The organism is Pararoseomonas sp. SCSIO 73927 (assembly GCF_037040815.1).
GTDB lineage: Bacteria > Pseudomonadota > Alphaproteobacteria > Acetobacterales > Acetobacteraceae > Roseomonas.
The window spans coordinates 5,116,647-5,139,289 of the sequence record NZ_CP146232.1; the positions used below are offsets into that span (position 1 = coordinate 5,116,647).

Here is a 22,643-nt window from a genome sequence, read left to right on the forward strand (position 1 = left end):
GCGCAACGCCGCAACCCGGGAATCGGATGCAGGCGCGGGAGCCAGGGATGCGCGGGGAGAGGCCGCTGTCCAGCGGCGGTAGCGGAGGCGGCGCGCGCGGCCGGCGGGTGTTGCCGGCGGGCCCTGCCGAGGAGCCCTGCCGAGGCGCGACCGACAGGCCTTGCCAGGGCGTGGTGGGCTGGGGCACCTCTTGCCCCGCCGGCCGCGACCCGAACAGGGGCAGCAGACCCCCGCGCGGCCATCCCAGGAGGCCGTTCATGACCCTTTCCCGACGCGCGGCGCTGGCCGCGCCATCCCTTCTGCTTCCATCCCTGCTGTGGCCAGGCCCGGCGCGGGCCCAGGCGGCCTATCCGGCGCGGCCGGTGCGGGTGGTGGTGCCTTTCGCGCCCGCGGGCACGACGGACGTGGCGGCGCGGATCGTCGCCGAGCGGCTGCAGTCCCGGCTGGGGCAGCCCTTCACGGTGGAGAACCGCGCGGGGGCGGGCGGGAACCTGGGGTCCGACCTCGTCGCCAAGGGGGAGGCGGACGGGTACCTGCTGCTGATGCAGACCGTGTCCTCGGGGGCGATCAACTACACCCTCTACGGGGACCGGATGCCCTACCGGCCGGACGACCTGACGGAGGTGGGGCTGGTGATCCGGGTGCCGAACGTGATCTTCGTGACGAACGCGCTGCCCGTGCGGACGCTGCGGGAGCTGGTAACCTACGCGAAAGCGAATCCTGGCAGGCTGAACATCGGCTCCTCCGGCGTCGGGACATCCCTTCATGTCACGGGGGAGCTTCTGAAGATGGAGGCGGGGATCCAGATGTCGCACGTGCCGTTCCGGGGCGCGGGGCCGATGATGGCGGAGGTGATGTCCGGGCGGGTGGAGGTGGCGGTGGACAACCTGCCCTCCGCCATCGGGCATATCCGGGACGGGCGGTTCCGGGCGCTGGCCGTGACGACGGCGAGCCGGACCCCTGCCCTGCCGGACTGCCCGACCACGGCCGAGGAGGGGTATCCCGGCGTGGAGGCGACGGGGTGGTTCGGCTTCCAGGCCCCGGGGCGCACGCCGCGCGCGATCGTGGAGCGGCTCGGCGCGGAGATCGACGCCATCATCAAAGAACCCGCCACCAAGGCCCGCCTAGCGGACCTGGGTGGCATGACGCCGGACCTGACCCCTGATGGGGGGACCAGCCCGGCCGCCTTCACCGCCTTCGTGCGGGCCGAGATCGCCAAGTGGGGCGACGTGGTCCGGCGATCCGGTGCAACCGTTGAGTGACTTTGGGGAGTGACGCCGATGACCATCCGTTCCATCACGCGCCGGGGGGCCCTGCTGACGCTCCCCGCCCTGGCCGCGCCTTCCCTGGCGCGGGCGCAGGGCGGTGCGGCGGCGGGGTACCCTTCCCGCCCGATCCGCATGATCGTGCCCTTCCCCGCCGCCGGCGCGACGGACCTGACGGCGCGGGTGGTGTGCGAGCGGATGGCGGCGATCCTCGGCCAGCCCGTGGTGATCGACAACCGGCCCGGCGCGGGCGGGAACATCGGGTCCGAGATGGTCGCGAAGGCGGAGCCGGACGGCTACACGTTGCTGACCTTCACCATCGGCACCGCGAGCATCAACCGGTTCCTCTACACGCGCCTGCCCTTCGACCCCGCCCGTGACCTGACGAGCGTGGCCCTCATCAACGAGGTGCCGAACGCGGTGGTGGTGGGGGCGGACAGCCCGTTCCGGAGCTTCGCGGACCTGATGGCGGCGGCGAAGGCGAAGCCGGGGACCATCAACTTCGCCAGCCCGGGGAACGGGACGTCCGGGCATCTCTGCGGGGAGCTGCTGAAGTTCAAGACGGGGACGGACATCACCCACATCCCCTACCGCGGCACCGCATCGATCATTCCCGACGTGATGGCGGGGCGCTGCGACCTGGCGATCGACAACCTGCCGGGGTACCTGCCGCACCTGGCGGCCGGGCGGATGCGGGCGCTGGCGGTGACCGCGGGGACGCGCTGGCCGGCCCTGCCGGAGGTGCCGACGGTGAAGGAGTCCGGCGTGCCGGACTTCGAGGCGGTGGCCTGGTTCGGGTTCCAGGCGCCGGGGCGGACGCCGCGGCCGATCGTGGACCGGCTGGCGAAGCTGGTGACGGAGATTGTGGCCGAGCCCGCCGTGGTGGAGCGGCTGCGCGAGATCGGCAGCACGCCGAAGGCGCTGGGGCCCGAGGCGCTGGACCGCTACATCGCGGCCGAAAACGAGAAGTGGCAGGCGGTTGTGCGGCAGTCCGGGGCGCGGCTGGACTGAGGGGGCGGCGGCCGGCGGGGTTTCCGCCGGCCTTGCCTGTGCGGGGCCGTCAGCCCTGGGGTGCGTCCAGGGAGGCGCGTGTCGGGGGCGCTTGAAGGCCGACCTTCTGGAGGAAGGCCTGGAGCTCGGTGGCCGTGGCGTGGCGCACGAACATCTCGTCCCGGTCGAAATTCATCGGGCGGGAACGGCCGAACCGGAGGTCGGACAGGGCGAGGTTCATTCCGGTGGCGGCGCTGTGCACCTTCTTCTCCGGGCTGATGCCGTTGGGGCCGCCGTCCGGCTGCGGGATGGCGGCGTAGCGGGCGATGAACTCCGGCACGATCGAGGTGCGGAAGATCATGATGCCGGTCTGGAGCGGCTGCGGCGTGCCGTAGCCGGCCGGGGCGATCACGCCCGCGTCGGGGTGCCTGGCGATCTCGTTCTCAATGATCTGCGGGCCGTAGAACAGGCTCCCCTGCTCGATCAGCACGGCATAATCGCTGCCGTTGCAGTAGGAGTAGAGAAGGCCGCTCAGCAGGGCGCGGGACCAGCCGGAGAGCGTGTCCTTGCTCTTGATGGCATGACCGAAGTTCCGGCTGAACCGCACCCAGTTCATATTCGACTTCACGGGAAGTTCGGGGACGATGGGAGAGGCGGAGTCGACGATGTAGATCTGGTCCGGGCTGGTGTAGCGACGGATGCACCACTCCCAGAGGTAGAAGCACTCCACCGACCGCACGAAATCGTCGCCGTTCACCTTGTAGGGCCGGACAGCCCCGTCCGAGTACCATCCGGATATGATGTCGTACTTCATGGTGTCGCCTGCTCCAGACCGTCGGGACGAGATGCCGCTACTTGTCCGCCGCGAACTCCACGCCGGGGTAGCGGTCCTTCAGGCTGTAGTCGTAGACGGCGGAGATCTTGCCGTAGGAATTGTCGTAGAGCGTGGCCTTCGTGCCCATGATCGCGCTGCCGATGCCGACGTGCAGCCGGTTTGTCGCGATGGAGCCGCAGGACTGGATGAAGCGCAGGAACATGTAGGTGCCCCCGCGCACCTTCTTTTTGAAAGTGCCCGTCTTGAAGACGTTGGAGATGTCGATGTTCCCCGGGCCGCCGGTCATCGACGTCTTCTCGATGTCCGCGCGGAAGCACTCCATCTCCTTCTCGGCCAGTTCCTGGGGGGAGTCGATTCCGCGGGCCTTGAGAATGGAGGCCAGCTTCGCCTCCCAGAAGGTGTTCAGCTCCTTGTCCTCAAGGATGCCGGAGGTGTCGCAGAAGAAGGCCAGGTCGTGCGCCATGGAGACGCGGGCGCCGTTGACGTGCTGCTTGACGTGCTCGAAGGAGGGGACATCGCGGCAGAAGATGTGCGCGCTGGGTCCGGCGAGCTTCAGCAGCTCGGCCTGATCCCGGATCGTGTGCGGCAGGATGATGGTCATCTTCGCGTGCTGGAAGGCCTGCTCGGCGATCTCGCGACAAGCACCGTAGAAGCTGACGAGATTTCCGCCGCCCGCGATGACCACGATCTTCCCGGAAACATTCTCCTTCCGGGCCGGCGTCCAGAAGATCTTGTTCTGCCGGAACAGGTCGTAGGTGCCCTGGGCGATGAGGCCATCGCCGGCGTTGCCGGGGTTGACGAAGTAGGAGATCTCCTTGTCCCCGAGCCAGTCGAACAGATCAGCCAGAACGGCATTGTCGTTCCGCCAGTCCAAGATCCGGGTCATCGCAGTCCAGTCCTACCAGGCCGTGAAGTGGGCTTGTACATACCCGAACCGCTCGGGTTCTGACCAGTCCTGGTGGGATCGCGCAACGATCCAACGCCGGCGCCGGCCGGAGCAAATGGCCGGTGTTCGCGTCGGGCAGCCCGGCCGTTGCTGACGCTTCTGCTCAGCAGAACTTGGCGACGTCGTCCAGCCGGACCGGAGCGGGCGAGAACTCGTCGCACCCGTTGAGTCGCTCGGGCGCGGCGGCGAGGAATGTCTCGGCGTCGTCAAGGCTCAGCCCTGCAAAGTCGGTGAACCTGTAGCGCCACCACCTCAGCCCGAGCAGCCCCTCGACGATCCGGTCGGGGAATCTCTGCTTGATGACACGGGCGGGGTTGCCGCCGACGATGGCGTAGGGCGGGACATCCTTCGTGACCACGGCGCCGGCCGCGACGACCGCGCCGTCACCGATCGTGATGCCGGGCATCAGGATGACGGAGTGGCCGATCCACACGTCGTTCCCGATCACCGGCATGGGCTTCTGCGACACCGGCGCGAAGGCCGAGTAGTTCGCCTTGGCGTCGAGGATTGCCGTTCTCACCGCGATGTCCTCGGCGTTGTACATGAAGGAGCCGGTGCTCACCCTCTCGAGCGGGTGTCGGGGGGCGGGGATGACGAGGTCCCGTCCGATGGAGCAGTAACGCCCCACCTTCACCGCGCCGGGGAGCTGCGAGTTGGTGTAGCTAAAGGCGCCGAGCTGGGCGATCTCCTGCCCCGAGTAGAAGCCGCAATAGGGCTCCACGGTCGCGCCGTTGTCGAAACGCAGGGTGTTCCCGGACTTGAGGCGAGGCCGCTTGGGGTTGTGCGCGAAGAAGATCCTGTTCTCGTCGAACCACGCCATCGCACGGGTGGTGAGCTTCACCCTCACCGGACGGCGGCCGCGAGGAGGTTCTCGATGGAGAGCAGGCCGCGGCTCTCGAGGAGGCCGAAAATGCCGGTCACAGCGTCGTCGTTCCCGCCCGCCTTGTTGGCGCTGTAGAGCTTCGGGCCTTCCGACGGGAGGTCGCGGACCTTGCCGCCGCCGGACGGGGGGACCATCCGGGTTCCGATGCCCTGGACCATCATGAGCGCCTTGAAGGCGAGGTCGTCCTGCGACGGGGCGACGCGCATGAGGTCTTCCAGCAGCGCGAGGTCGTGGAAGAAGGAGGCGTGGTAGAGGATGCCGTTTCGGCCGATCGGGCAGGTGAAGAGCCCGTGCAGCTCCGGCGGGACGTCGCCGTAGGTGGCGTCGCTCTCGGCGAGGCGGATCCAGTGGCGGTAGGGCAGCAGCCTGCCATCGCGCACGGGCATGGCGCGGCAGTTGTGCGCGACGACCGAGCGGGCGGCGCCGGCCTCCGCGACGAGGCCGCCGAGCCAGTCCTTGGGATAGACGACGTCGTCGTCGGCCGTGACGAGGAGGACGTCCTGCCCGGCGTAGTGGCGCAGGGTGGGCAGGAGCTTGCGGTAGGGGCCGGTGTTCGGCACGAACTCGATGTGCAGGTCGCCGGCGCTCTCCAGCGCGCGGAGCTCTTCCGGCAGGTCCTCGGGCCCGATGCCCGTGTCGAGCATGAAAGGCTCGCGGGAGAGATTGAGGTGGATCCTCGAGGGCGGATGGCGCTGGGACCTGATGCTGGCGATCACCGCCGGAAGCCTGTCGAGACGGGGCCGGATGGCCGTCAGCGACACAACAACGTCCGTCAAGGCCTACCTCCAGCCGGCTGCGCCCGGAGGGTTCACCGGCCGCCCTGCCCCACGACATGCCCGGGACGGGTCCAGGGCCGGGCCGTGATGCCCTTCCGGGAGGGAAGCAGCAAGACGCGCGCGGCGGCAATCCGGATTCCCGGGAAGGTTTTCAGAACTCCGCATCCACCTCCAGCTCGTGGATGGGAGGTTCCGGCTCCTCCTGCGCGGCGGCGACCCATTCGGCCATGGGGCCCCACTCCATGACCCGCCCGCCATAGGCGGCGCAGGCGCCGTCCAGCCTGACATCGTAGGTGAGGAAGCGGGTGACGACGGGGGCGTACATGGCGTCCGCCACGGTGGGGTGCTCCCCCATGAGCCAGGGGCCGCCCCAGTGGCCGAGGCATTCCCGCCAGATGGAGACGATTCGCTCGATGTCGGCACGGGGGCCGGACCAGATGCGGAAGCCCGGGCGGTGGGCGCGGAGGTTCATGGGGAGGGAGGCGCGGAGGGCCTGGAAGCCCGCGTGCATCTCGCCGGCGATGGAGCGGCAGCGGGCGCGGGCGGCGGGGTCGGCGGGCAGCATCCGGGCCTCTGGGAAGCGCTCGTTCAGGGTTTCCGCGATGGCGGTGGTGTCCCAGATGCGCAGGCCGTCCATGAGCAGGCAGGGGATCCGGATGGAGGAGGACTGGAGGAGGAGCTCCGCCCGGACGGCGGGGTCGTCCAGGTTCACCGCCTCCACCTCGGCGTCCAGCCCTGCCAGATGGCAGAGCAGGAAGCCCCGCAGCGACCAGGAGGAGTAGTTGCGGCTGCTGATGAGAAGCCGGGGCCGGTCCATGTCGCGTGTCCTCTCCGCCCCTTCTCCGGGCGCGGGGGCGTTCATGCCAGAACCGTTCCAGCCCGGCCACATGGCTCCCAAGGGTCTGGTGCATGCCACGGGATGCAAGAGGCGTTGACCCGGGCCGTGCGACATCTCACCATCCGGACCCGTGATGCTAAACTCGTGATCTCCTGGGCCGTTCCACCCCTATGCGCCTGACCCGACCGATGCGGCCCGTATGATCTACCAGATCTGGCAGGCGCAGCAGGACCTTCAGTTTCCCGCCCGCGCCTTCGCGGCGACGGCGGGGCGGATGCTCCGGCAGTGGGAGTCGGCCACGGCCTCCGTGCCGCTGGCGGCCCCCTTCATCCGGACGGCGGGCGCGGCCATGGAGCTGATCGCCCATGCCCGGACGACGCATAGCCGGCCGGATTACGGCTTCACGACCGTGCAGGTGGGCAACCGGGCGGCGCAGGTGACGGAGGAGGTGGTGCACGAGACCCCCTTCGGCACCCTGCTGCGCTTCGCCAAGGACACGCCGGTGCAGCAGCCGCGGGTGCTGGTGGTGGCGCCGATGTCCGGGCACTTTTCCACCCTGCTGCGGGGGACGGTGGAGACCCTGCTGCCGGACCACGACGTGTACATCACGGACTGGGTGAACGCGCGGGACGTGCCGCTCTCGGCCGGGGGGTTCGATTTCGACGACTTCACGGACCACATCATCCGCTTCCTGGAGGTGATGGGGCCGGGAAGCCACGTGCTGGCGGTGTGCCAGCCGGCGCCGGCGACCCTGGCCGCGGTGGCGGTGATGGCGGAGGCCCGGAACCGGGCGACGCCTGCGAGCATGACCCTGATGGCCGGGCCGATCGACACGCGGGTGCACCCGACCAAGGTGAACGACTTGGCCAAGAGCAAGCCGATCGAGTGGTTCGAGCGGAACCTGATCGGGACGGTGCCGGAGCGCTACGCCGGGGCCGGGCGGCGCGTCTATCCCGGGGCGGTGCAGCTGCAGGCCTTCATGTCCATGAACCTGGAGCGGCACATGAAGGCCCACAGGACGCAGTTCGAGAACATCGTGGCGGGCAGGGTGGAGGAGGCGGCGGCGCACCGGCGCTTCTATGACGAGTACTTCGCGGTGATGGACCTGCCGGCGGAGTACTACCTGCAGACGGTGCAGCGGATCTTCCAGGACCACGACCTGCCGCGGGGGGAGCTGGTGCACCGGGGGCGGAAGGTGCGGCCGGAGGCGATCCGGCGGACGGCGCTGATGACGGTGGAGGGGGAGCGGGACGACATCTGCGCCATCGGGCAGACCATGGCGGCGCTGGACCTCTGCCCGAACATCCCCCTGGCGAACCGGCACCACCACCTGCAGACGGGGGTGGGGCATTACGGGGTGTTCAGCGGGCGGCGCTGGGCGAATGAGGTCTATCCGCGGGTCCGGGCGATGATCCAGGCGAACAGCTAGCCCCGCCGGGCGGCGATCGTTCCGGCCTGCCCGGGGGGTTGGCCGGGGCCTTGCCCGGGAGGAGAGGCCGGGAGCGCCGCGGGTGATTTCGCATCCCGGAACGGCCTGCTATGGCTCTGCGGAACGGAGCGACCATGTTCCTCCGACGGCTGGGGCCCGCGGCCCCCGCGCGCCCGCACACCCCCGAGAGAGACGCGATCACCTTGCCCGAGCCGAGCGATCCGCGGCACTGGACCGAAGCCGAGAGGCTGGCCGCGCTGGAGCGGACCGGGCTGCTCGATACCTCCCCCGAGCAGGCCTATGACGACCTGGTGCGGCTTGCGGCCGAGCTGACGGGCTCGCCGATGGCGGCGATCCATCTGGTGGGCGCAGACCGGCAATGGGCGAAGTCGGAGATCGGGCTGGGCACGCGGGAGATGCCGCGGGATGCCGCGATCTGCCCGACCGCCATGCTGGAGCCGGAGGGGCTGGTGGTGCCGGACGCGCTGCTCGACCCGCGCTTCGCGGACAGCCCGGTGGTCGCGGGCGGGCCGCGGATCCGCTTCTACGCGGGGATGCCGCTGGAGTCCGAGGGCGTGCCGATCGGGGCGCTCTGCGTGCTGGACACGGTGCCGCGGAAGGGGCTGGACGAGCGGCAGCGCTTCGCCCTGAAGGCGCTGGCGGCGCAGGCGAGCGGCCAGGTGGCGCTGCGGCGGGCGCTGGCGGAGCGGGCGCGGGCGGACCGGCTGCACCGGGAGACGCTGAACAGCGTGACGGACTACGCCATCGTCTCGATGGACCTGGGCGGCCGGGTGATCGGGTGGAACGCGGGGGCGGTGAACGTGCTGGGCTGGTCCGAGGCGGAGATCCTCGGCCAGCACATGGAGATCATCTTTACCGAGGAGGACCGGCGCGCCGGGCGGCCGGAGGCGGAGATGCGGGAGGCGCTGGAGCGCGGCCGGGCGCCGGACGAGCGCTGGCACCTGCGCCGCGACGGCTCCCGCTTCTGGGCGAGCGGGGAGGTCATGCCGCTGCGCGACGAGGCCGGCGGGCATGTGGGCTTCGTGAAGGTGCTGCGCGACCGCACCGGGCATCGGCGCAACATGGAGGCGCTGGAGGCCGTCAACGAGCGCTACCGGCTGGCGGCGCGGGCCACGAACGACGCGATCTGGGACTGGGACCTGCTCCGCAACGAGGTGGGCTGGAACGAGGCGCTGGGATCGGCCTTCGGCTGGCAGCCCGAGCAGGTGGAGCCGACGGGGGAGTGGTGGATCGGGAATATCCACCCCGAGGACCGGGCGCGGGTCAGCGACGGCATCCACGCGGTGATCGACGGCGCGGGCGCGGGCTGGACGGCGGAGTACCGGTTCCGCCGGGCCGATGGCAGCTACGCCGAGGTGCTGGACCGGGGTTACGTGACGCGGGATGAGTCCGGCGCGCCGCGGCGGATGATCGGGGCGATGCTGGACCTGACGCCGCGCGCCCAGGCGGAACGGGCGCGGCGGGAAGCGGAGGAGCGGTTGCGGATGGCGACCGCCGCGGCGCGGATCGGCATCTTCGACTTCCGCGTGCAGGAGGGGGTGCTGACCTGGGACGACCGCTGCCGGGAGCTGTTCGGCCTGCCACCGGGGGCGCCGGTGAGCTACGAGGGCAGCTTCCTGGCCGGGCTGCACCCGGAGGACCGCGCGCGTGCGGAGGCGGCCGTGCAGCGGGCGCTGGACCCGGCGGGGACCGGCCATTTCGAGGCTGAGTACCGCACCGTCGGGATCACGGACGGGCTGGAGCGCTGGGTTTCGGCCAGCGGGGAGACGAGCTTCCGGGACGGGGCGCCGCTGCGGCTGATCGGGACGGTGCTGGACATCTCGGCCCGGAAGCGGGCGGAGGAGGCTCTGCAGCGGCTGAACGCCACGCTGGAGCAGCAGGTGGCGGAGCGGACGGCGGACCGGAACCGGCTGTGGCAGCTCTCGGCCGACATCGTGATGGTGACGCGGCTGGACGGCACGTTGACGGCGGTGAACCCGGCCCTGACGGCGATGCTGGGCTGGGCGGAGGGGGAGCTGGTCGGGCGGAGCTTCCTCTCGCTCGTGCATCCCGAGGAGGAGGCGCGGGCGCGGGAGGGGCTGGCCGGGCCGCTCGCGGGCGGGGCGCCCTGGCGGGGCGACCTGCGGCTGCGGGACCGCGCGGGGCGCTACCGCTGGATCGCCTGGGCGGCGGTGCCGGGCGAGGGGCTGGTGAACGCCGTGGGGCGCGACGTGACGGCCGAGCGGGAGGCGGCGGAGGCGCTGGCGCGGGCGGAGGAGAGCCTGCGGCAGAGCCAGAAGATGGAGGCGGTGGGGCAGCTGACGGGCGGTATCGCGCACGACTTCAACAACCTGCTGACGGGCATTTCCGGTTCCCTGGAGCTGCTGGGGACGCGGATGGCGCAGGGGCGGATGAAGGACGTGGACCGCTACGTCTCGGCGGCCCAGGGGGCGGTGAAGCGGGCGGCGGCGCTGACGCACCGGTTGCTCGCCTTCTCCCGCCGGCAGACGCTGGACCCGCGGCCGACGGACGTGAACCGGCTGGTGGCGGGGATGGAGGATCTGGTCCGGCGGACAGTGGGGCCGGAAATCGCGGTGGAGGTGGTGGGCCCCGCGGGGCTCTGGCCCACGCTGGTGGACCCGAACCAGCTGGAGAACGCGCTGCTGAACCTCTGCATCAACGCGCGGGACGCGATGCCGGCCGGCGGGCGCATCACCGTCGCGACGGAGAACCGGCGCCTGGACGGGGCCGCCGGCGCGGCGAGCGGCCTGGCGGCGGGGGATTATGTCGAGCTGCGGGTGACGGACACCGGCACGGGGATGGCGCCGGAGGTGGTCGAGCGGGCCTTCGACCCCTTCTTCACCACCAAGCCGATGGGCCAGGGGACGGGGCTGGGCCTTTCCATGATCTACGGCTTCGTCCGGCAGTCCGGCGGCGGGGTGCGGGCCGAGTCCGAGCCGGGCCGGGGCACGACCATGTCCCTTCTGTTGCCGCGGCACGAGGGCGAGGCGGAGGCGGAGGCGGCGGCGCCGAGGCCCGACCTGCAGCGCGCCGGCGCGGGGGAGACGGTGCTGGTGGTGGATGACGAGGCCACCGTGCGGATGCTCGTCGCCGAGGTGCTGGAGGAGCTGGGCTACGCGGCGGTGGAGGCGGCGGACGGGGCCTCCGGGCTGAAGGTGCTGCAATCCGACATGCGGGTCGACCTTCTGGTCACGGATGTCGGACTGCCCGGCGGGATGAACGGGCGGCAGCTGGCGGATGCGGCGCGGGCGCTGCGGCCGGGGGTGAAGGTGCTGTTCATCACGGGCTACGCGGAGGGCGCGGTGATCGGCCATGAGCGGCTGGAGCCGGGCATGCACGTGCTGACGAAGCCCTTCGCGCTGGACACGCTGGGGGCGCGCATCCGCGAGGTGATCGGCGGGGCGTGATGGCCGGGCGGGGCGCGCGGCCGGATTCGGGCGCGGGCGGCCATGATACGGCCGCGTTGCCGCGCCACTCTGCGCGCAGGGCGCCGTGGAACGGAACCCCGGCACGGCCGTTCCACTCCGTGCCGATTCCTGGATTGGGAGATGAACGTGACGCGGACCGACATGAAGAGCCTCGATCTGAAGAGCCTGGGCAAGTCCTGTCTTCTGGCGCTGGGGCTGGCCGGTTCGCTGGCCGCCTGCACCAACCCCTATGACCCCGGCCAGCGCGCGCTGGGCGGCGCCGCGATCGGCGCGGGTAGCGGGGCGGCGCTGGGCGCCATCGCCGGTGGTGGCCGGGGCGCCGCGATCGGCGCGGTGGCTGGTGGCGCCGTGGGCGCCGTGACGGGCGCGGCGACCACACCGCAGCCGGGCTATGGCTACGGGTACGGCTACGCGCCGGCGCCGGTCGCGGTCGCGCCGGCCCCCGGCTACTACTACGCGGCCCCGCCGCCGCCCCCGCCGCCGGGGTACTACTACTACCGCTGACAGGCCTGAGCGTTCCCCGGCAGCGCCCCGCCAGGGCGTGGCCGGGGCCGCCGGGGCGTCGAGCCACCAACACGGGGCGGCAGCGCTGCTGCCGCCCCGTGCCGATTCAGCCGTGTCCACCGATCGTCGATTTGCCCCTGGGTCGCTTCACCCCTGGCGCTCCGGGTCTACCGGGTCGGACGGAGGCGTGCCGGGCGATGTCAGGCGGATAGGCGTTGGGGCGGGATGTGCCCGCGCCGGGGTTCAGGCGGCGAGGGAGCGGTCCAGGAGGTCAGCCCGCGCCAGGGGATCAGCCCGCGAAGGTGTCGCACTGGCGGACGTCGCCGCTCTCCAGGCCGCGGCGGAACCAGGTGGCGCGCTGGCGGGAGCTGCCGTGGGTGAAGCTCTCCGGGCTGATGCGGCCGCCGGTCACGCGGTCGTCGCCCACCGCGGCGGCGGCGTTCAGGCCTTCCTCGATGTCGCCCTGCTCTAGGATCTGGCGGGCGCGGTTGGCTTGGTTGGCCCAGACGCCGGCGAAGCAGTCGGCCTGGAGTTCCACGCGGACCTGGAGCTGGTTCCGCTCCGCGTCGTCCATGCGGCCCTGGGCGCGCTGGACCTGGGGGAGGACGCCGAGGAGGTTCTGGACGTGGTGGCCGACCTCGTGCGCCACGATGTAGGCGGCAGCGAAGTCGCCGGTGGCGCGGAGCTGGCGCTGGAGGCGGGCCATGAACTCGAGGTCGATGTAAACCTTGCGGTCGGCCGGACAGTAGAAGGGGCCGGTCTGGGCCTGGGCGAAGCCGCAGCCGGACTGGGTCTGGCCGGAGAAGAGGACGAGGACGGGCTCCTCGTAGCGGCGGCCGAGGCGCTGGAACTGCTCGTTCCAGACCCTCTCCGTCTCGCCGAGGACCTGGGCGATGAAGCGGCGGCCGCCATCCTCGGAGGTGGCGGCGCCGTTCTGCTGCGGCGCCTGGGAGGGAAGCTGCGGCCGGTTCTCGGCCTGGCGGGGGTTGCCGCCGGAGGGGCCCGGGTCGAAGCGCCGCTCCTGCGGGGCGGGCTGGGGCGGGGGAGCGCCCTCCCCGCCGCCGAGGATGACCGAGGGGTCGACGCCGAAGAGGAGGCAGACGACGAGCAGGACGACGCCGCCGATCCCGCCCACGGCGATGCCGCCGCCGCGGCCCATCCCGCCACCGCCGCCGAAGCCGCCGAACCCTCCGCCGCCGCGGCGGTCTTCGACGTTCTGGCTCTCGGGTCCGTCGAGGCGCATGGGGCGGCCCCCTCCTTGGTTGAAGCCCTCCTTGGTTGAAGGCGGACGGCCAACGCGGGTTCGCGACCCGAAGTTGCGGCCCGGCGCGGTGCCGCCGCGGAATGCTCGAGCGGGCTGTGAGAGGGGCGGCGCCAGGCCCGCCACCGCTGAAACGGGGCGCCGAACGCGCGAGGCCCCGGCGCGGAGGGGGCGCCGGGGCCGCGTCCGGCGCGCGGGGGGCGCGCCGGAGAGGTCAGGGAGGGGTCGTCGCCCGGGACGGGCGGCGGGTCAGGCGACGGTGAGCTGCACGTCCACGTTGCCGCGGGTGGCGTTGGAGTAGGGGCAGACCTGGTGGGCCTTCTCGACGAGCGCCTCGGCCTCCGCGCGGGGCAGGCCCGGCAGGGTGACCGTGAGCGCGGCGGTGATGCCGAAGCCGCCCTCGGAGCGCGGGCCGATGCCGACCTCGGCGGTGACGGTGGTGTCGGCCGGAACCTTCGGGCCGCCCTGGGAGGCGACGAACTTCATGGCGCCGAGGAAGCAGGCGGAGTAGCCGGCCGCGAAGAGCTGCTCGGGGTTGTTGCCGGGGCCGCCGGCGCCGCCGAGCTCCTTAGGGGTGGCGAGGCGGACGTCGAGCGCGCCGTCGGCCGTGGTGGACCGGCCGTCGCGGCCACCCGTGGCGGTGGCGCTGGTGCGGTAGAGGACGTTGACGGACATGGCTGTCTTTCCCGGGGGCGCCGCGCCATGCGGGCCCGCTGACGCCACGTAGATTGCGCGATAACTAATCGCTGACGACTGTTCTCTGCGCATGGGTGGCATGCATTAGATCGTGTGCGAAAGTTTCGTCCGTAAAATTTATAAGACCGCAATCCGTCAACCCCGATCATCCTGGTCGCCCATGAGCCATCTGCTGCCCCGTCCGGCGGAGCTGCTGTGCTTCTCCCTCTATGCCGCCGCCCACGCCATGAACCGGGTCTACAAACCGCTCCTGGAACCGCTCGGGCTCACCTATCCGCAATTCCTCGTCATGCTGACCCTCTGGGACGAGGACGGGCAGACGGTGGGACAGGTGAGCGACCGGCTGCTCCTGGAGTCGAGCACGATCACGCCGCTGCTGAAGCGGCTGGAGGTGGCGGGGCTTCTGAAGCGGGAGCGGGACCGTACGGATGAGCGCGTGGTGCGGGTGCGGCTGAGCGAGGCCGGGCTGGCGCTGCGGGAGAAGGCGCTGGACATTCCCAGCTGCATCCTGGGCGCGAGCGGGCTCGACCTGGAGGGCGCGGTGCGGCTGCGGGACGAGGTGGAGCGGCTGCGGCACGCCCTGGAACAGGGGGCAGGCTGAGGCCGGGGTCCCCGCGGGAGGGCCTCAGCCCCTTCCCTCTTCAGCCCCTTCCCTCTCCGGCGAGGATGGCGGCCAGGCCCTCGCGCCAGCTCGGATAACGCCAGGTGATGCCGAGGGCGGCCTTGGTGCGGGCATTGGCGATGCGCCGGTTCTCGGCCCAGAAGGAGAGCGCCATAGGGGACATGGTGGCGCGCGCCGTCTCGTACGGGATGGCGGGCGGGGGCGTGACGCCGAGCAGGCGGGCGGCGCCCTCCGTCACGGTCGCGCTCTCGGCAGGCTCGTCGTCGGCCAGATGGAGGATCCGGAGGCCGGGCGGGGGCGGGCTGGAGGCGGCGGCGAGGACGGCGCGGGCGATGTCGTCGCGGTGGATGCGGCCGAAGGCGTGGCCTGGCCGGATTGTGCGGCGCGCGGTGCCGGCGCGCAGGTCGTCCAGCGCGGAGCGGCCGGGGCCGTAGATGCCGGCGCAGCGCATGAGGTCGACCGCGGCGCGGCCGGCGAGGGCTTCCCATTGCCGTTCGGCGGCTCGGCGGCGGATGGAGCGAGGCTGGGCGGGGGCGGGTTCCGCCGTCTCGTCCACCCAGGCGCCGCCGCGATCGCCGTAGACGCCGGTGGTGGAGAGATAGCCGATCCAGCGCAGGGGAGCGGCCGCCAGGGCTCCGGCATGGGTTGCGAGGACGGGGTCGCCCCCCTCCCCTTCCAGTGGCGGGGCCGTGACGGCGAGGTGGGTGGCGGCGGCGAAGGCGGGCGCGGCTCCGGCGAAGGGGAGCAGGTGGACGCCGGGCGGCGCGGACGCCGCCGCGGGGTTCCGGGCCGTGGCGGTGACGCGCCAGCCGGAGGCCGCGGCGCGCGCCGCGATCGCGGTTCCCGTGTAGCCCAGGCCGATGACGAGGAGGTGGCGGTCCATTCCCTCTCCATGGCGGCTGCGGCGGCCGGCGGCTAGATTGGCGGCGATGCGATTCGTCCCCCGCAACCTTCTGCTGGGCGCCGCCGTGGTCGCGCTGGTCCTGGCGCTGGGGGGCGCGTGGTGGTGGACCACGCCCGAGCCCGAGAGCGCCCCGCCGCCCGTGCCGGAAGCCTCCGAGGAGGTGCTGCCCCTGCCGCCGGAGCCGCCGCGCGTGGCCGATAGCCCGCAGTACGAGGAGTGCCTGGGCAAGCTGCGGGACGACGCGCAGGGGGCGCTGGCCTTCGCGGAGGGTTGGGAAGCGCGGGGCGGCGGCGACGGGGCGCGGCACTGCTCCGCCCTCGCGCTGCTGGCGCTGGGGGAGCCGGAGCGGGCGGCCTCGCGCCTCGAGACCCTGGCGGGGCGGGCGACGACGGGGCCGGCCGCGCGGGCGGCGGTGTACGGGCAGGCCGGGCAGGCCTGGATGGTGGCGGGGCAGGCGCTGCGGGCGAGCGGGGCCTTCACCCTGGCGCTGGCGCTGACACCTAACGACCCGGAGCTGCTGGTGGACCGCGCTATCGCCGCGGGGATGCTGGGGCGCTTCGCGGATTCCCTGGCGGATACGGACCGGGCCCTGGCCCAGGATGCGGGGCGGGCGGAGGCCTGGGTGTTCCGCGCGGCGGCGCTGCGGCACCTGGACCGTGCCCAAGAGGCGCTGCGGGACATCGAGCGGGCGCTGGCCATCGAGCCGGGCAGTCCGGAGGCGCTGCTGGAGCGGGGAATCCTGCGGCAGTTGCAAGGCGATACCGCCGGGGCGCGGGCGGATTGGGAGAGCGTGGTGGTGAACAGCCCCGACAGCGCGGCGGCCGACCTGGCGCGGCAGAACCTGGCGCTGAACGCGGCGGGGCCGGCGCGGCGGTAGGAGGTGGGTGCCGCTGGCCCCAGGGGGCTCCGCCCCCTGGACCCCCGCCAAGGGCCTGAGGCCCTTGGAACCCCATCGGGCTGCCGCCGTGCGATCCTGCAACGGGGTTTGCGCGTGAGGGGCCGTTCCCTGCCCTTGCAGTCGCCTCGGGTCATCGACCCTAGGCGCACCGTCAGCCGAGAGAGACCAGCTACTAGAAGAAGATGATGGTGAGGGGTCCGGGGAGAGGAAGAATTCCTTCTTCCTTTCCCTGGCCACAGACCGGAAGCGGAGGATCAGAAATCCAGGTCGGCGTAGTGCTGCGGCGGCGTGAGGCCAGAGACGCGGTCGGCGAGGACCGGGCGGAAGGAAGGGCGTGACTTCACGCGGGCGTACCAGTCCTTCACGGCGTCGTTCAGGGACCAGTCGATGTCGCCGATGTAGTCCAGCGTGGAGAGGTGGGCGGCGGCGGCGAGGTCGGCGAGCGAGATCTGGGAGCCGGCGAGCCAGGCGCGGGTTTCCGCCAGCCAGCCGATGTACTCGATGTGCGGCTTGAGGTTGGCGTAGCCGGCGCGCAGCGCCGAGGCATCGGGATTGCCGAGGCCGAGGGTGCGCTTGAGCTGCTTCTCGAAGTAGAGGTTGCGCGTCACCTCGCGGTCGAACTTCGTGTCGAACCAGGTGACGAGCCGGCGGACCTCGGCGCGCTCCGCGTGGGTGCGGCCCATGAGGGGCGTGTCGGGGTAGGCTTCGTCGAGGTACTCGCAGATCGGGTAGCTCTCGGCGATGACGAGGCCGTTCTCCTCCTCCAGCACGGGGACGGTGCCGGCGGGGTTCATGCCCAGGAACTCCTCGCGGCGCTCCCAGATGCGCTCGGCGCGCAGCTCGAAGGGGATGCGCTTCTCGTGGAGCGCGAGGCGCACCTTGCGGCAGAAGGGCGAGAGCGGGAGGTGGTGGAGGATGCGCACGGTGGCGTGTTTTTGCCATCGGGCCGGGCGCGCGGCAAGGCAGAGGGCGGTTGAAGAGCGGCGCCCAAATGCTTGATCGGGCTAGGCTTGCGGCTGGCGTGACAGGAACGTCACGCAGGGGCGCGAGGGGCCGGCCGGGTGGGCCGGCCCCTCGCGGGGGTTACTCGGCGGCCAGGAGCCCCTCGCTCATCGGCTGGGGCAGGAGCTTGGCGTAGTCCTTCGGCACGACGTGCCAGAAGGCGTTCCGCTCCTCGTTCCAGTCGTTGAGGATGCGGGCGGCGAGGCGCGAGCCCGTCTCCTTCGCGTGGCGGGCGACGAGGTTCCGCAGCACGCCTTCCCAGTGGGAGGAGGCGAGACGAGACCAGAGGAGAGTGTCGGGGTTCAGGCGGTGCTCGAAGGTGCGGTCCGCGTCCCAGACGAAGGCGTGGCCGCCGGTGAAGCCGGCGCCGAAATTGTCGCCGACCGCGCCGAGAATGACTACCGTGCCGCCGGTCATGTACTCGCAGCCGTTCGCGCCGATGCCTTCCACCACGGCGGTCGCGCCGGAGTTGCGGACGGCGAAGCGCTCACCCCCCTGCCCTGCCGCGAAGAGCTCGCCGGCCGTGGCACCGTAGAGGACGGTGTTGCCGACGATCGTGTTCTCCTCCCAGACGAAGTTGGCGCTGGGGCCGGGGCGGACGGTGATGGTGGCCCCCGACAGGCCCTTGCCGACGTAGTCGTTGGCGTCGCCCAGCACCTCCAGCTTCAGGCCGCGGACGCCGAAGGCGCCGAGGGACTGGCCGGCGGAGCCGCGGAGGCGGACGGTGAGGTGGCCGGGCTGCAGGCCGGACATGCCGAACTGGCGCACGATCATCGCGCTGGTCTTGGTGCCGATGGCGCGATGCGTGTTCTGGATGTTGTACTGCAGCTGCATCTTCTCGCCGCGCGAGAAGAGGGAGCTGGCGTCGCGGATCATGTCCGCGTCCAGCGTCTCCGGCACCTCGTTGCGGCCTTCCAGCGTGCAGTGGGCGGGGTGGCCGCCGGCATCGGCCTGGACCAGCAGCGGGTTCAGGTCGAGGTCGTCCAGGTCCTCCGCGCCGCGGCTGACCTGCTTCAGCAGGTCGGTGCGGCCGATGATGTCCTCCAGCTTGCGGAAGCCGAGGGAGGCGAGAATTTCCCGCACCTCCTCCGCCACGAAGGAGAAGAGGGAGATCACCTTCTCCGGGCTGCCCGTGAACTTGGCGCGGAGCGCCTCATCCTGCGTGCAGACGCCGACGGGGCAGGTGTTGGAGTGGCACTGGCGGACCATGATGCAGCCCATGGCCACCAGCGAGGCGGTGCCGATGCCGAACTCCTCCGCGCCGAGCATCGCGGCAATCACCACGTCCCGCCCCGTCTTCATGCCGCCATCGGTGCGCAGCTTCACGCGGTGGCGGAGGCGGTTGAGGAGGAGGACCTGGTGGGTCTCGGAGAGGCCCATCTCCCAGGGCAGGCCGGCGTACTTGATGGAGGTGACGGGCGAGGCGCCGGTGCCGCCGGAATGGCCGGAGATGAGGATGGCGTCCGCCTTGGCCTTCGCCACTCCGGCCGCGATGGTGCCGATGCCGCTGCGCGAGACGAGCTTCACGCAGACGGTGGCGTCGGGGTTGATCTGCTTCAGGTCGTAGATGAGCTGGGCGAGGTCCTCAATCGAGTAGATGTCGTGGTGCGGCGGCGGGGAGATGAGCGTCACGCCGGGGGTGGAGTGGCGCAGCTTGCCGATCAGCTCCGTGACCTTGAAGCCGGGGAGCTGGCCGCCCTCGCCGGGCTTGGCGCCCTGGGCGACCTTGATCTCGATCTCCCGGCAGTTGTTCAGGTACTCGGCGGTGACGCCGAAGCGGCCGGAGGCGATCTGCTTAATCGCGGAGTTCGCGTTGTCGCCGTTGGCGCGGGGCTTGGCGCGCGCGGGGTCCTCGCCGCCCTCGCCGGAGTCAGACCGCGCGCCGATGCGGTTCATGGCGATGGAGAGCGTCTCGTGCGCCTCCGGCCCGAGGGCGCCGAGGGAGATGCCGGGCGCGAGCAGGCGCTTGCGGATCTCGGTGATGCTCTCGACCTCCTCGAGCGCGATGGGCTTGCTCGCCGTTTCGCGGAAGTCCAGCAGGTCGCGGAGCGCCACGGGGGGCTGCTGGCGCACGGCGTGGCTGTAGCGGCGGAAGGTCTCGTAGCTGTCCGTGTCCACCGCTTTCTGGAGGAGGTGGATGAGGCTGCCCTCGAAGGCGTGGGCCTCGCCGCGGCGGCGAAGCTTGTAGAGGCCGCCTACGGGGAGGACGACGGTGCTCGGCTCCCACGCCGCCTTGTGCATGGCGAGCACGCGCTGGGCGATGCCGGTGAGGCCGATGCCGGAGATGCGGGACTGGGTGCCCGGGAAGAACTCCGCCACCAGGGCGCGGGAGAGGCCGATGGCCTCGAAGTTCATGCCGCCGCGGTAGGAGGAGAGGACGCCGATGCCGATCTTCGACATCGTCTTCAGCAGGCCCTTGTCGATGGCCTTGCGGTACTTCTCCACGCACTCGGCCAGGCTCTTGCCGGGGAAGAGGCCGCGGCGGTGACGGTCCGCGATGCTCTCCTGCGCGAGGTAGGCGTTCACCGTGGTGGCGCCGGCGCCGATGAGGACGGCGAAGTAGTGCACGTCCATGCATTCCGCGCTGCGGATGTTGAGGCTGGTGAAGGTGCGGAGGCTGTGGCGCACGAGGTGGGTGTGGACGGCGCCGACGGCCAGGATCATCGGGATGGCGGCGCGGCCGGGGCCCTGCGCCTCATCCGAGAGGATGACGTGGGCGTTGCCGGAGCGGACCGCCTCCTCGGACTCGCGGCGGATGCGCTCGATGGCGCGGCGCAGCCCGTGCTCGCCCTCGCTCACCGGGAAGGTGGCGTCCACTTCGGCGGCGGTGTCGCCCATGTAGGCGCGCATGGCCGCGAATTCGGCGTTGGACAGCACGGGGCTGTCCAGCATGAGCATGTCGCACTGGGTCGGGTCCTCGTCGAGGATGTTCCCGAGATTGCCGAGACGGGTCTTGATCGTCATCACCCGCGTCTCGCGGAGAGAGTCGATCGGCGGGTTGGTGACCTGGGCGAAGGCCTGGCGGAAGTAGTGGTGCAGGCCGCGGTACTGGCGGGAGAGGACGGCGATGGGCGTGTCGTCGCCCATGGAGCCGATGGCCTCGGCCCCTTCCTCCACCATCGGGTGGAGGATGGCTTCCAGGTCTTCCAGGGTGAAGCCCATGGAGAGCTGGCGGCGGCGGAGGGATTCGCCCTCCAGCGTCGCGACCTCGACCTTGTGAGACTTGACGATCTCGTCGATGCGGGTGGTGCGCGCGGTCCAGTCGCCCCAGGGCTTGCGGGCGGCGAGCATGTCCTTGAGCTGCCCGTCGTCGAAGAACTGGGCGTTGCTCAGGTCTACGCCGATGCACTGGCCCGGGCCGAGGCGGCCGCGGGCGAGGACCGTATCCTCGGGGAAGCGGACCATGCCGGTCTCGCTGCCCACGACCAGCATGCGGTCCGCGGTGATCGTGTAGCGCATGGGGCGCAGGCCGTTGCGGTCCAGCCCGGCGACAACCCAACGGCCGTCGGTGGCGGCGATGGCGGCGGGGCCGTCCCAGGGCTCCATGACCGCGTTGCAGTAGAGGAAGAGGTCGCGGTGGGCGGCCGGCATGGTGGCGTTGCTGCCGATGCTCTCGGGGATGAGCATGGCCTTGGCCATCGGCGCGTCGCGACCGGCGCGGACCAGCAGCTCGAAGACGTTGTCCAGCGACGCCGTGTCGGAGTTGCCGGCCTGGATGACGGGCTTCACGTCCTCCATGAAGGCGTCCAGCGAGGGGTGGGAGAGCCGCGTCTCGTGGCTCTTCATCCAGTTCTGGTTGCCGTGGACCGTGTTGATCTCGCCGTTATGGGCCAGCGTCCGGAAGGGCTGGGCCAGGCGCCAGGTGGGGAAGGTGTTGGTGCTGTAGCGCTGGTGATAGATCGCGAAGCGGGAGACGAAGCGCGGGTCCAGCAGGTCCGGGTAGAAGACCGAGAGGCTCTCGGCCAGGAACATGCCCTTGTAGATGATGGAGCGGCAGGAGAGCGTGCAGAGGTAGAGGTCGGGGATTTGGGCCGCGATGGACTGCTTCTCGATCCGGCGGCGGATCACGTAGAGGTCGCGCTCGAACAGGTTCTCGTCCCGGTTCTCCGGGTCGTAGATGAGGATCTGCTCGATCTCGGGGCGGGTGGCGTTGGCCTTCTCGCCGATGCAGGCGACGTCGATCGGCACCTGGCGCCAGGAGTAGATTCCGTAGCCGGCGTTCAGAACCTCGGTTTCGACGATGGAGCGGCAGCGCTCCTGCGCACCGAGGTCGGTTTTCGGCATGAAGACCATGCCGACGCCGATGCGGCCGGGGCGCAGGCGGTCGCCGCCGCGCTCCACGACCTCGGCGAAGAAGTCCTGCGGGATCTCCACGTGGATGCCGGCGCCGTCGCCGGTCTTGCCGTCGGCGTCCACGGCGCCGCGGTGCCAGACGGCCTTGAGGGCGTCGATGCCGGCCTGCACCACCTCGCGGCGGGCGCGGCCGTCCAGCGCGGCGACGAGGCCGACGCCGCAGGCGTCGTGCTCGGTGATGTCGATATGGGCCGCATCGCGCAGCCTCGCCGCGTTGGCGGCCTGGGCGGCGAGGTAGGCGGGGGCGTCGAAGGTCTCGGTCATGGCGTGCGTCCTAGCGGGACGTGAGGGACGAGTGGGGGTGGCGGGTGCGGGCGGCGGTCATCGCAGGCCTTCCCGCTGGATGCCGCGGGTGATCTCGGCGCGGTTGGCCTGCATCACCTCGTCCACCCAGGCGCCGATGGCCGTCTCCATGGCGGGCTGGGCGCGGGAGATGCCGGCGCGGACGCCCTCCGCCGAGCCGGCGCGGGCTTGGCGGAGCACGTCCTGGAGTTGCTCCGGCGTGAGGGCGGTGGAGAGGACGTCGAGGAGCCGGCCCTCCAGCGACGGGCGGTTGCGCTGGAAGAGCGGAAGGATGGTGCTCTCGGCCAGCCGCTCCGCGGCGGCGCGGTCGTGGCCGCGCCCCACCAGCGAGTCCACGAAGGACTGGCGGAAGGAGCCCCAGAAGGTCTGAAAGAAGCCCTCGATGAAGCCGCCACGAAGGATCTCCTGCGCGGCGGTGCGGGCATCGCCGCTGGCGGCGTCGGGAGCATCGCCGCGGGCGGCGTCGGCGCGGGGTGCGGGCGACGTGCCTCCGTCGGGCTGGGCGGGCCCGGCGGGGGCGGGCTTGCCGCCTGGCGCGGCCTCCGCGGAGGGGGCGGGCTCGGGCTTGCCGGAGGGGGCGGCGCCGGTCCCGGCGGGGGGCGCAGGGTCGGGCTTGCCGGGCTGGGCGGCCGCGCCGGTGGCGAGAGCGGCGGCCGCGAGGAGCGCGAGGAGGGCGGGGCGCATCGGGG

At 71.7% G+C, this 22,643-nt stretch carries 17 protein-coding genes and 1 pseudogene; 7 read left to right on the forward strand and 11 right to left on the reverse strand.

The window, feature by feature from the left end; all coding sequences use genetic code 11:
- Positions 1–257: 257 nt before the first annotated feature.
- The gene (locus tag VQH23_RS24245; protein ID WP_338663233.1) at positions 258–1,262 is read left to right on the forward strand and encodes a tripartite tricarboxylate transporter substrate binding protein; all 1,005 of its coding nucleotides are present in this window, start codon (positions 258–260) and stop codon (positions 1,260–1,262) included.
- A gap of 18 nt (positions 1,263–1,280) precedes the next feature.
- Complete coding sequence (locus VQH23_RS24250) at positions 1,281–2,276, forward strand: tripartite tricarboxylate transporter substrate binding protein (RefSeq protein ID WP_338663234.1); 996 nt, start codon at positions 1,281–1,283, stop codon at positions 2,274–2,276.
- A 49-nt stretch (positions 2,277–2,325) separates the two neighbouring features.
- Here VQH23_RS24250 and VQH23_RS24255 read toward each other — a convergent pair whose 3' ends face one another.
- The 5 genes and pseudogenes from VQH23_RS24255 to VQH23_RS24275 all read right to left on the reverse strand — a co-directional run bounded on the left by VQH23_RS24255 (position 2,326) and on the right by VQH23_RS24275 (position 6,512).
- Positions 2,326–3,069, reverse strand: coding sequence for a hypothetical protein (locus VQH23_RS24255; RefSeq protein ID WP_338663235.1), 744 nt, complete (start codon positions 3,067–3,069; stop codon positions 2,326–2,328).
- 37 nt (positions 3,070–3,106) lie between these two features.
- Positions 3,107–3,976, reverse strand: a complete 870-nt coding sequence (locus VQH23_RS24260) for a polysaccharide pyruvyl transferase family protein (protein ID WP_338663236.1) — start codon at positions 3,974–3,976, stop codon at positions 3,107–3,109.
- Between the two features lie 304 nt (positions 3,977–4,280).
- Positions 4,281–4,481: pseudogene (locus tag VQH23_RS26655) on the reverse strand (DapH/DapD/GlmU-related protein); the annotation flags it as partial.
- Positions 4,482–4,879: 398 nt separating this feature from the next.
- Positions 4,880–5,695, reverse strand: coding sequence for a hypothetical protein (locus tag VQH23_RS24270; protein ID WP_338663238.1), 816 nt, complete (start codon positions 5,693–5,695; stop codon positions 4,880–4,882).
- Positions 5,696–5,846: 151 nt separating this feature from the next.
- A complete protein-coding gene (locus VQH23_RS24275; protein WP_338663239.1) occupies positions 5,847–6,512 on the reverse strand; it encodes a glutathione S-transferase in 666 nt (221 codons plus the stop codon).
- Between the two features lie 220 nt (positions 6,513–6,732).
- Here VQH23_RS24275 and VQH23_RS24280 point away from each other — a divergent pair, with 220 nt between their 5' ends.
- The 3 genes from VQH23_RS24280 (at position 6,733) to VQH23_RS24290 (ending at position 11,915) form a co-directional block, all read left to right on the forward strand.
- Positions 6,733–7,962, forward strand: coding sequence for a polyhydroxyalkanoate depolymerase (locus VQH23_RS24280; RefSeq protein WP_338663240.1), 1,230 nt, complete (start codon positions 6,733–6,735; stop codon positions 7,960–7,962).
- Positions 7,963–8,096: 134 nt separating this feature from the next.
- Entirely contained in the window at positions 8,097–11,390 is a 3,294-nt protein-coding gene (locus VQH23_RS24285; RefSeq protein WP_338663241.1) for a PAS domain S-box protein, read from the forward strand.
- Between the two features lie 147 nt (positions 11,391–11,537).
- Complete coding sequence (locus VQH23_RS24290) at positions 11,538–11,915, forward strand: YMGG-like glycine zipper-containing protein (protein WP_338663242.1); 378 nt, start codon at positions 11,538–11,540, stop codon at positions 11,913–11,915.
- Positions 11,916–12,204: 289 nt separating this feature from the next.
- On the opposite strand, the gene VQH23_RS24295 is transcribed toward VQH23_RS24290, so the two are convergent.
- Together VQH23_RS24295 and VQH23_RS24300 are read right to left on the reverse strand one after the other, a co-directional pair.
- Positions 12,205–13,158, reverse strand: coding sequence for a neutral zinc metallopeptidase (locus tag VQH23_RS24295; protein ID WP_338663243.1), 954 nt, complete (start codon positions 13,156–13,158; stop codon positions 12,205–12,207).
- Between the two features lie 267 nt (positions 13,159–13,425).
- Positions 13,426–13,851 carry an organic hydroperoxide resistance protein gene (locus VQH23_RS24300; protein ID WP_338663244.1) on the reverse strand — a complete coding sequence of 142 codons (426 nt, stop codon included), beginning with the start codon at positions 13,849–13,851 and terminating at the stop codon, positions 13,426–13,428.
- 181 nt (positions 13,852–14,032) lie between these two features.
- On the opposite strand from VQH23_RS24300, the gene VQH23_RS24305 reads away from it, so the two are divergent.
- Positions 14,033–14,473, forward strand: coding sequence for a MarR family transcriptional regulator (locus VQH23_RS24305; protein WP_338663245.1), 441 nt, complete (start codon positions 14,033–14,035; stop codon positions 14,471–14,473).
- A gap of 40 nt (positions 14,474–14,513) precedes the next feature.
- Here VQH23_RS24305 and VQH23_RS24310 read toward each other — a convergent pair whose 3' ends face one another.
- On the reverse strand, positions 14,514–15,377 hold the full coding sequence (locus tag VQH23_RS24310) for an SDR family NAD(P)-dependent oxidoreductase (RefSeq protein ID WP_338663246.1): 864 nt from the start codon (positions 15,375–15,377) through the stop codon (positions 14,514–14,516).
- 46 nt (positions 15,378–15,423) lie between these two features.
- On the opposite strand from VQH23_RS24310, the gene VQH23_RS24315 reads away from it, so the two are divergent.
- Positions 15,424–16,275, forward strand: a complete 852-nt coding sequence (locus VQH23_RS24315; protein ID WP_338663247.1) for a tetratricopeptide repeat protein — start codon at positions 15,424–15,426, stop codon at positions 16,273–16,275.
- A 275-nt stretch (positions 16,276–16,550) separates the two neighbouring features.
- Here the strand turns inward: VQH23_RS24315 and VQH23_RS24320 are convergent, their stop codons facing one another.
- The 3 genes from VQH23_RS24320 to VQH23_RS24330 form a co-directional block, all read right to left on the reverse strand.
- Positions 16,551–17,219, reverse strand: a complete 669-nt coding sequence (locus VQH23_RS24320) for a glutathione S-transferase family protein (protein ID WP_338663248.1) — start codon at positions 17,217–17,219, stop codon at positions 16,551–16,553.
- 160 nt (positions 17,220–17,379) lie between these two features.
- Positions 17,380–21,915, reverse strand: coding sequence for a glutamate synthase large subunit (gene gltB / locus VQH23_RS24325; RefSeq protein WP_338663249.1), 4,536 nt, complete (start codon positions 21,913–21,915; stop codon positions 17,380–17,382).
- Between the two features lie 57 nt (positions 21,916–21,972).
- Positions 21,973–22,638, reverse strand: coding sequence for a hypothetical protein (locus VQH23_RS24330; RefSeq protein WP_338663250.1), 666 nt, complete (start codon positions 22,636–22,638; stop codon positions 21,973–21,975).
- Positions 22,639–22,643 lie beyond the last annotated feature (5 nt).

Excerpts from the sequence above, each read along its gene's own strand:
- VQH23_RS24245 (WP_338663233.1), top strand. The coding sequence starts at position 258 with ATGACCCTTTCCCGACGCGCGGCGCTGGCCGCGCCATCCCTTCTGCTT.
- VQH23_RS24250 (WP_338663234.1), top strand. The coding sequence starts at position 1,281 with ATGACCATCCGTTCCATCACGCGCCGGGGGGCCCTGCTGACGCTCCCC.
- VQH23_RS24255 (WP_338663235.1), bottom strand. The coding sequence starts at position 3,069 with ATGAAGTACGACATCATATCCGGATGGTACTCGGACGGGGCTGTCCGG.
- VQH23_RS24260 (WP_338663236.1), bottom strand. The coding sequence starts at position 3,976 with ATGACCCGGATCTTGGACTGGCGGAACGACAATGCCGTTCTGGCTGAT.
- VQH23_RS24275 (WP_338663239.1), bottom strand. The coding sequence starts at position 6,512 with ATGGACCGGCCCCGGCTTCTCATCAGCAGCCGCAACTACTCCTCCTGG.
- VQH23_RS24280 (WP_338663240.1), top strand. The coding sequence starts at position 6,733 with ATGATCTACCAGATCTGGCAGGCGCAGCAGGACCTTCAGTTTCCCGCC.
- VQH23_RS24285 (WP_338663241.1), top strand. The coding sequence starts at position 8,097 with ATGTTCCTCCGACGGCTGGGGCCCGCGGCCCCCGCGCGCCCGCACACC.
- VQH23_RS24295 (WP_338663243.1), bottom strand. The coding sequence starts at position 13,158 with ATGCGCCTCGACGGACCCGAGAGCCAGAACGTCGAAGACCGCCGCGGC.
- VQH23_RS24300 (WP_338663244.1), bottom strand. The coding sequence starts at position 13,851 with ATGTCCGTCAACGTCCTCTACCGCACCAGCGCCACCGCCACGGGTGGC.
- VQH23_RS24305 (WP_338663245.1), top strand. The coding sequence starts at position 14,033 with ATGAGCCATCTGCTGCCCCGTCCGGCGGAGCTGCTGTGCTTCTCCCTC.
- VQH23_RS24310 (WP_338663246.1), bottom strand. The coding sequence starts at position 15,377 with ATGGACCGCCACCTCCTCGTCATCGGCCTGGGCTACACGGGAACCGCG.
- VQH23_RS24315 (WP_338663247.1), top strand. The coding sequence starts at position 15,424 with ATGCGATTCGTCCCCCGCAACCTTCTGCTGGGCGCCGCCGTGGTCGCG.
- gltB (WP_338663249.1), bottom strand. The coding sequence starts at position 21,915 with ATGACCGAGACCTTCGACGCCCCCGCCTACCTCGCCGCCCAGGCCGCC.
- VQH23_RS24330 (WP_338663250.1), bottom strand. The coding sequence starts at position 22,638 with ATGCGCCCCGCCCTCCTCGCGCTCCTCGCGGCCGCCGCTCTCGCCACC.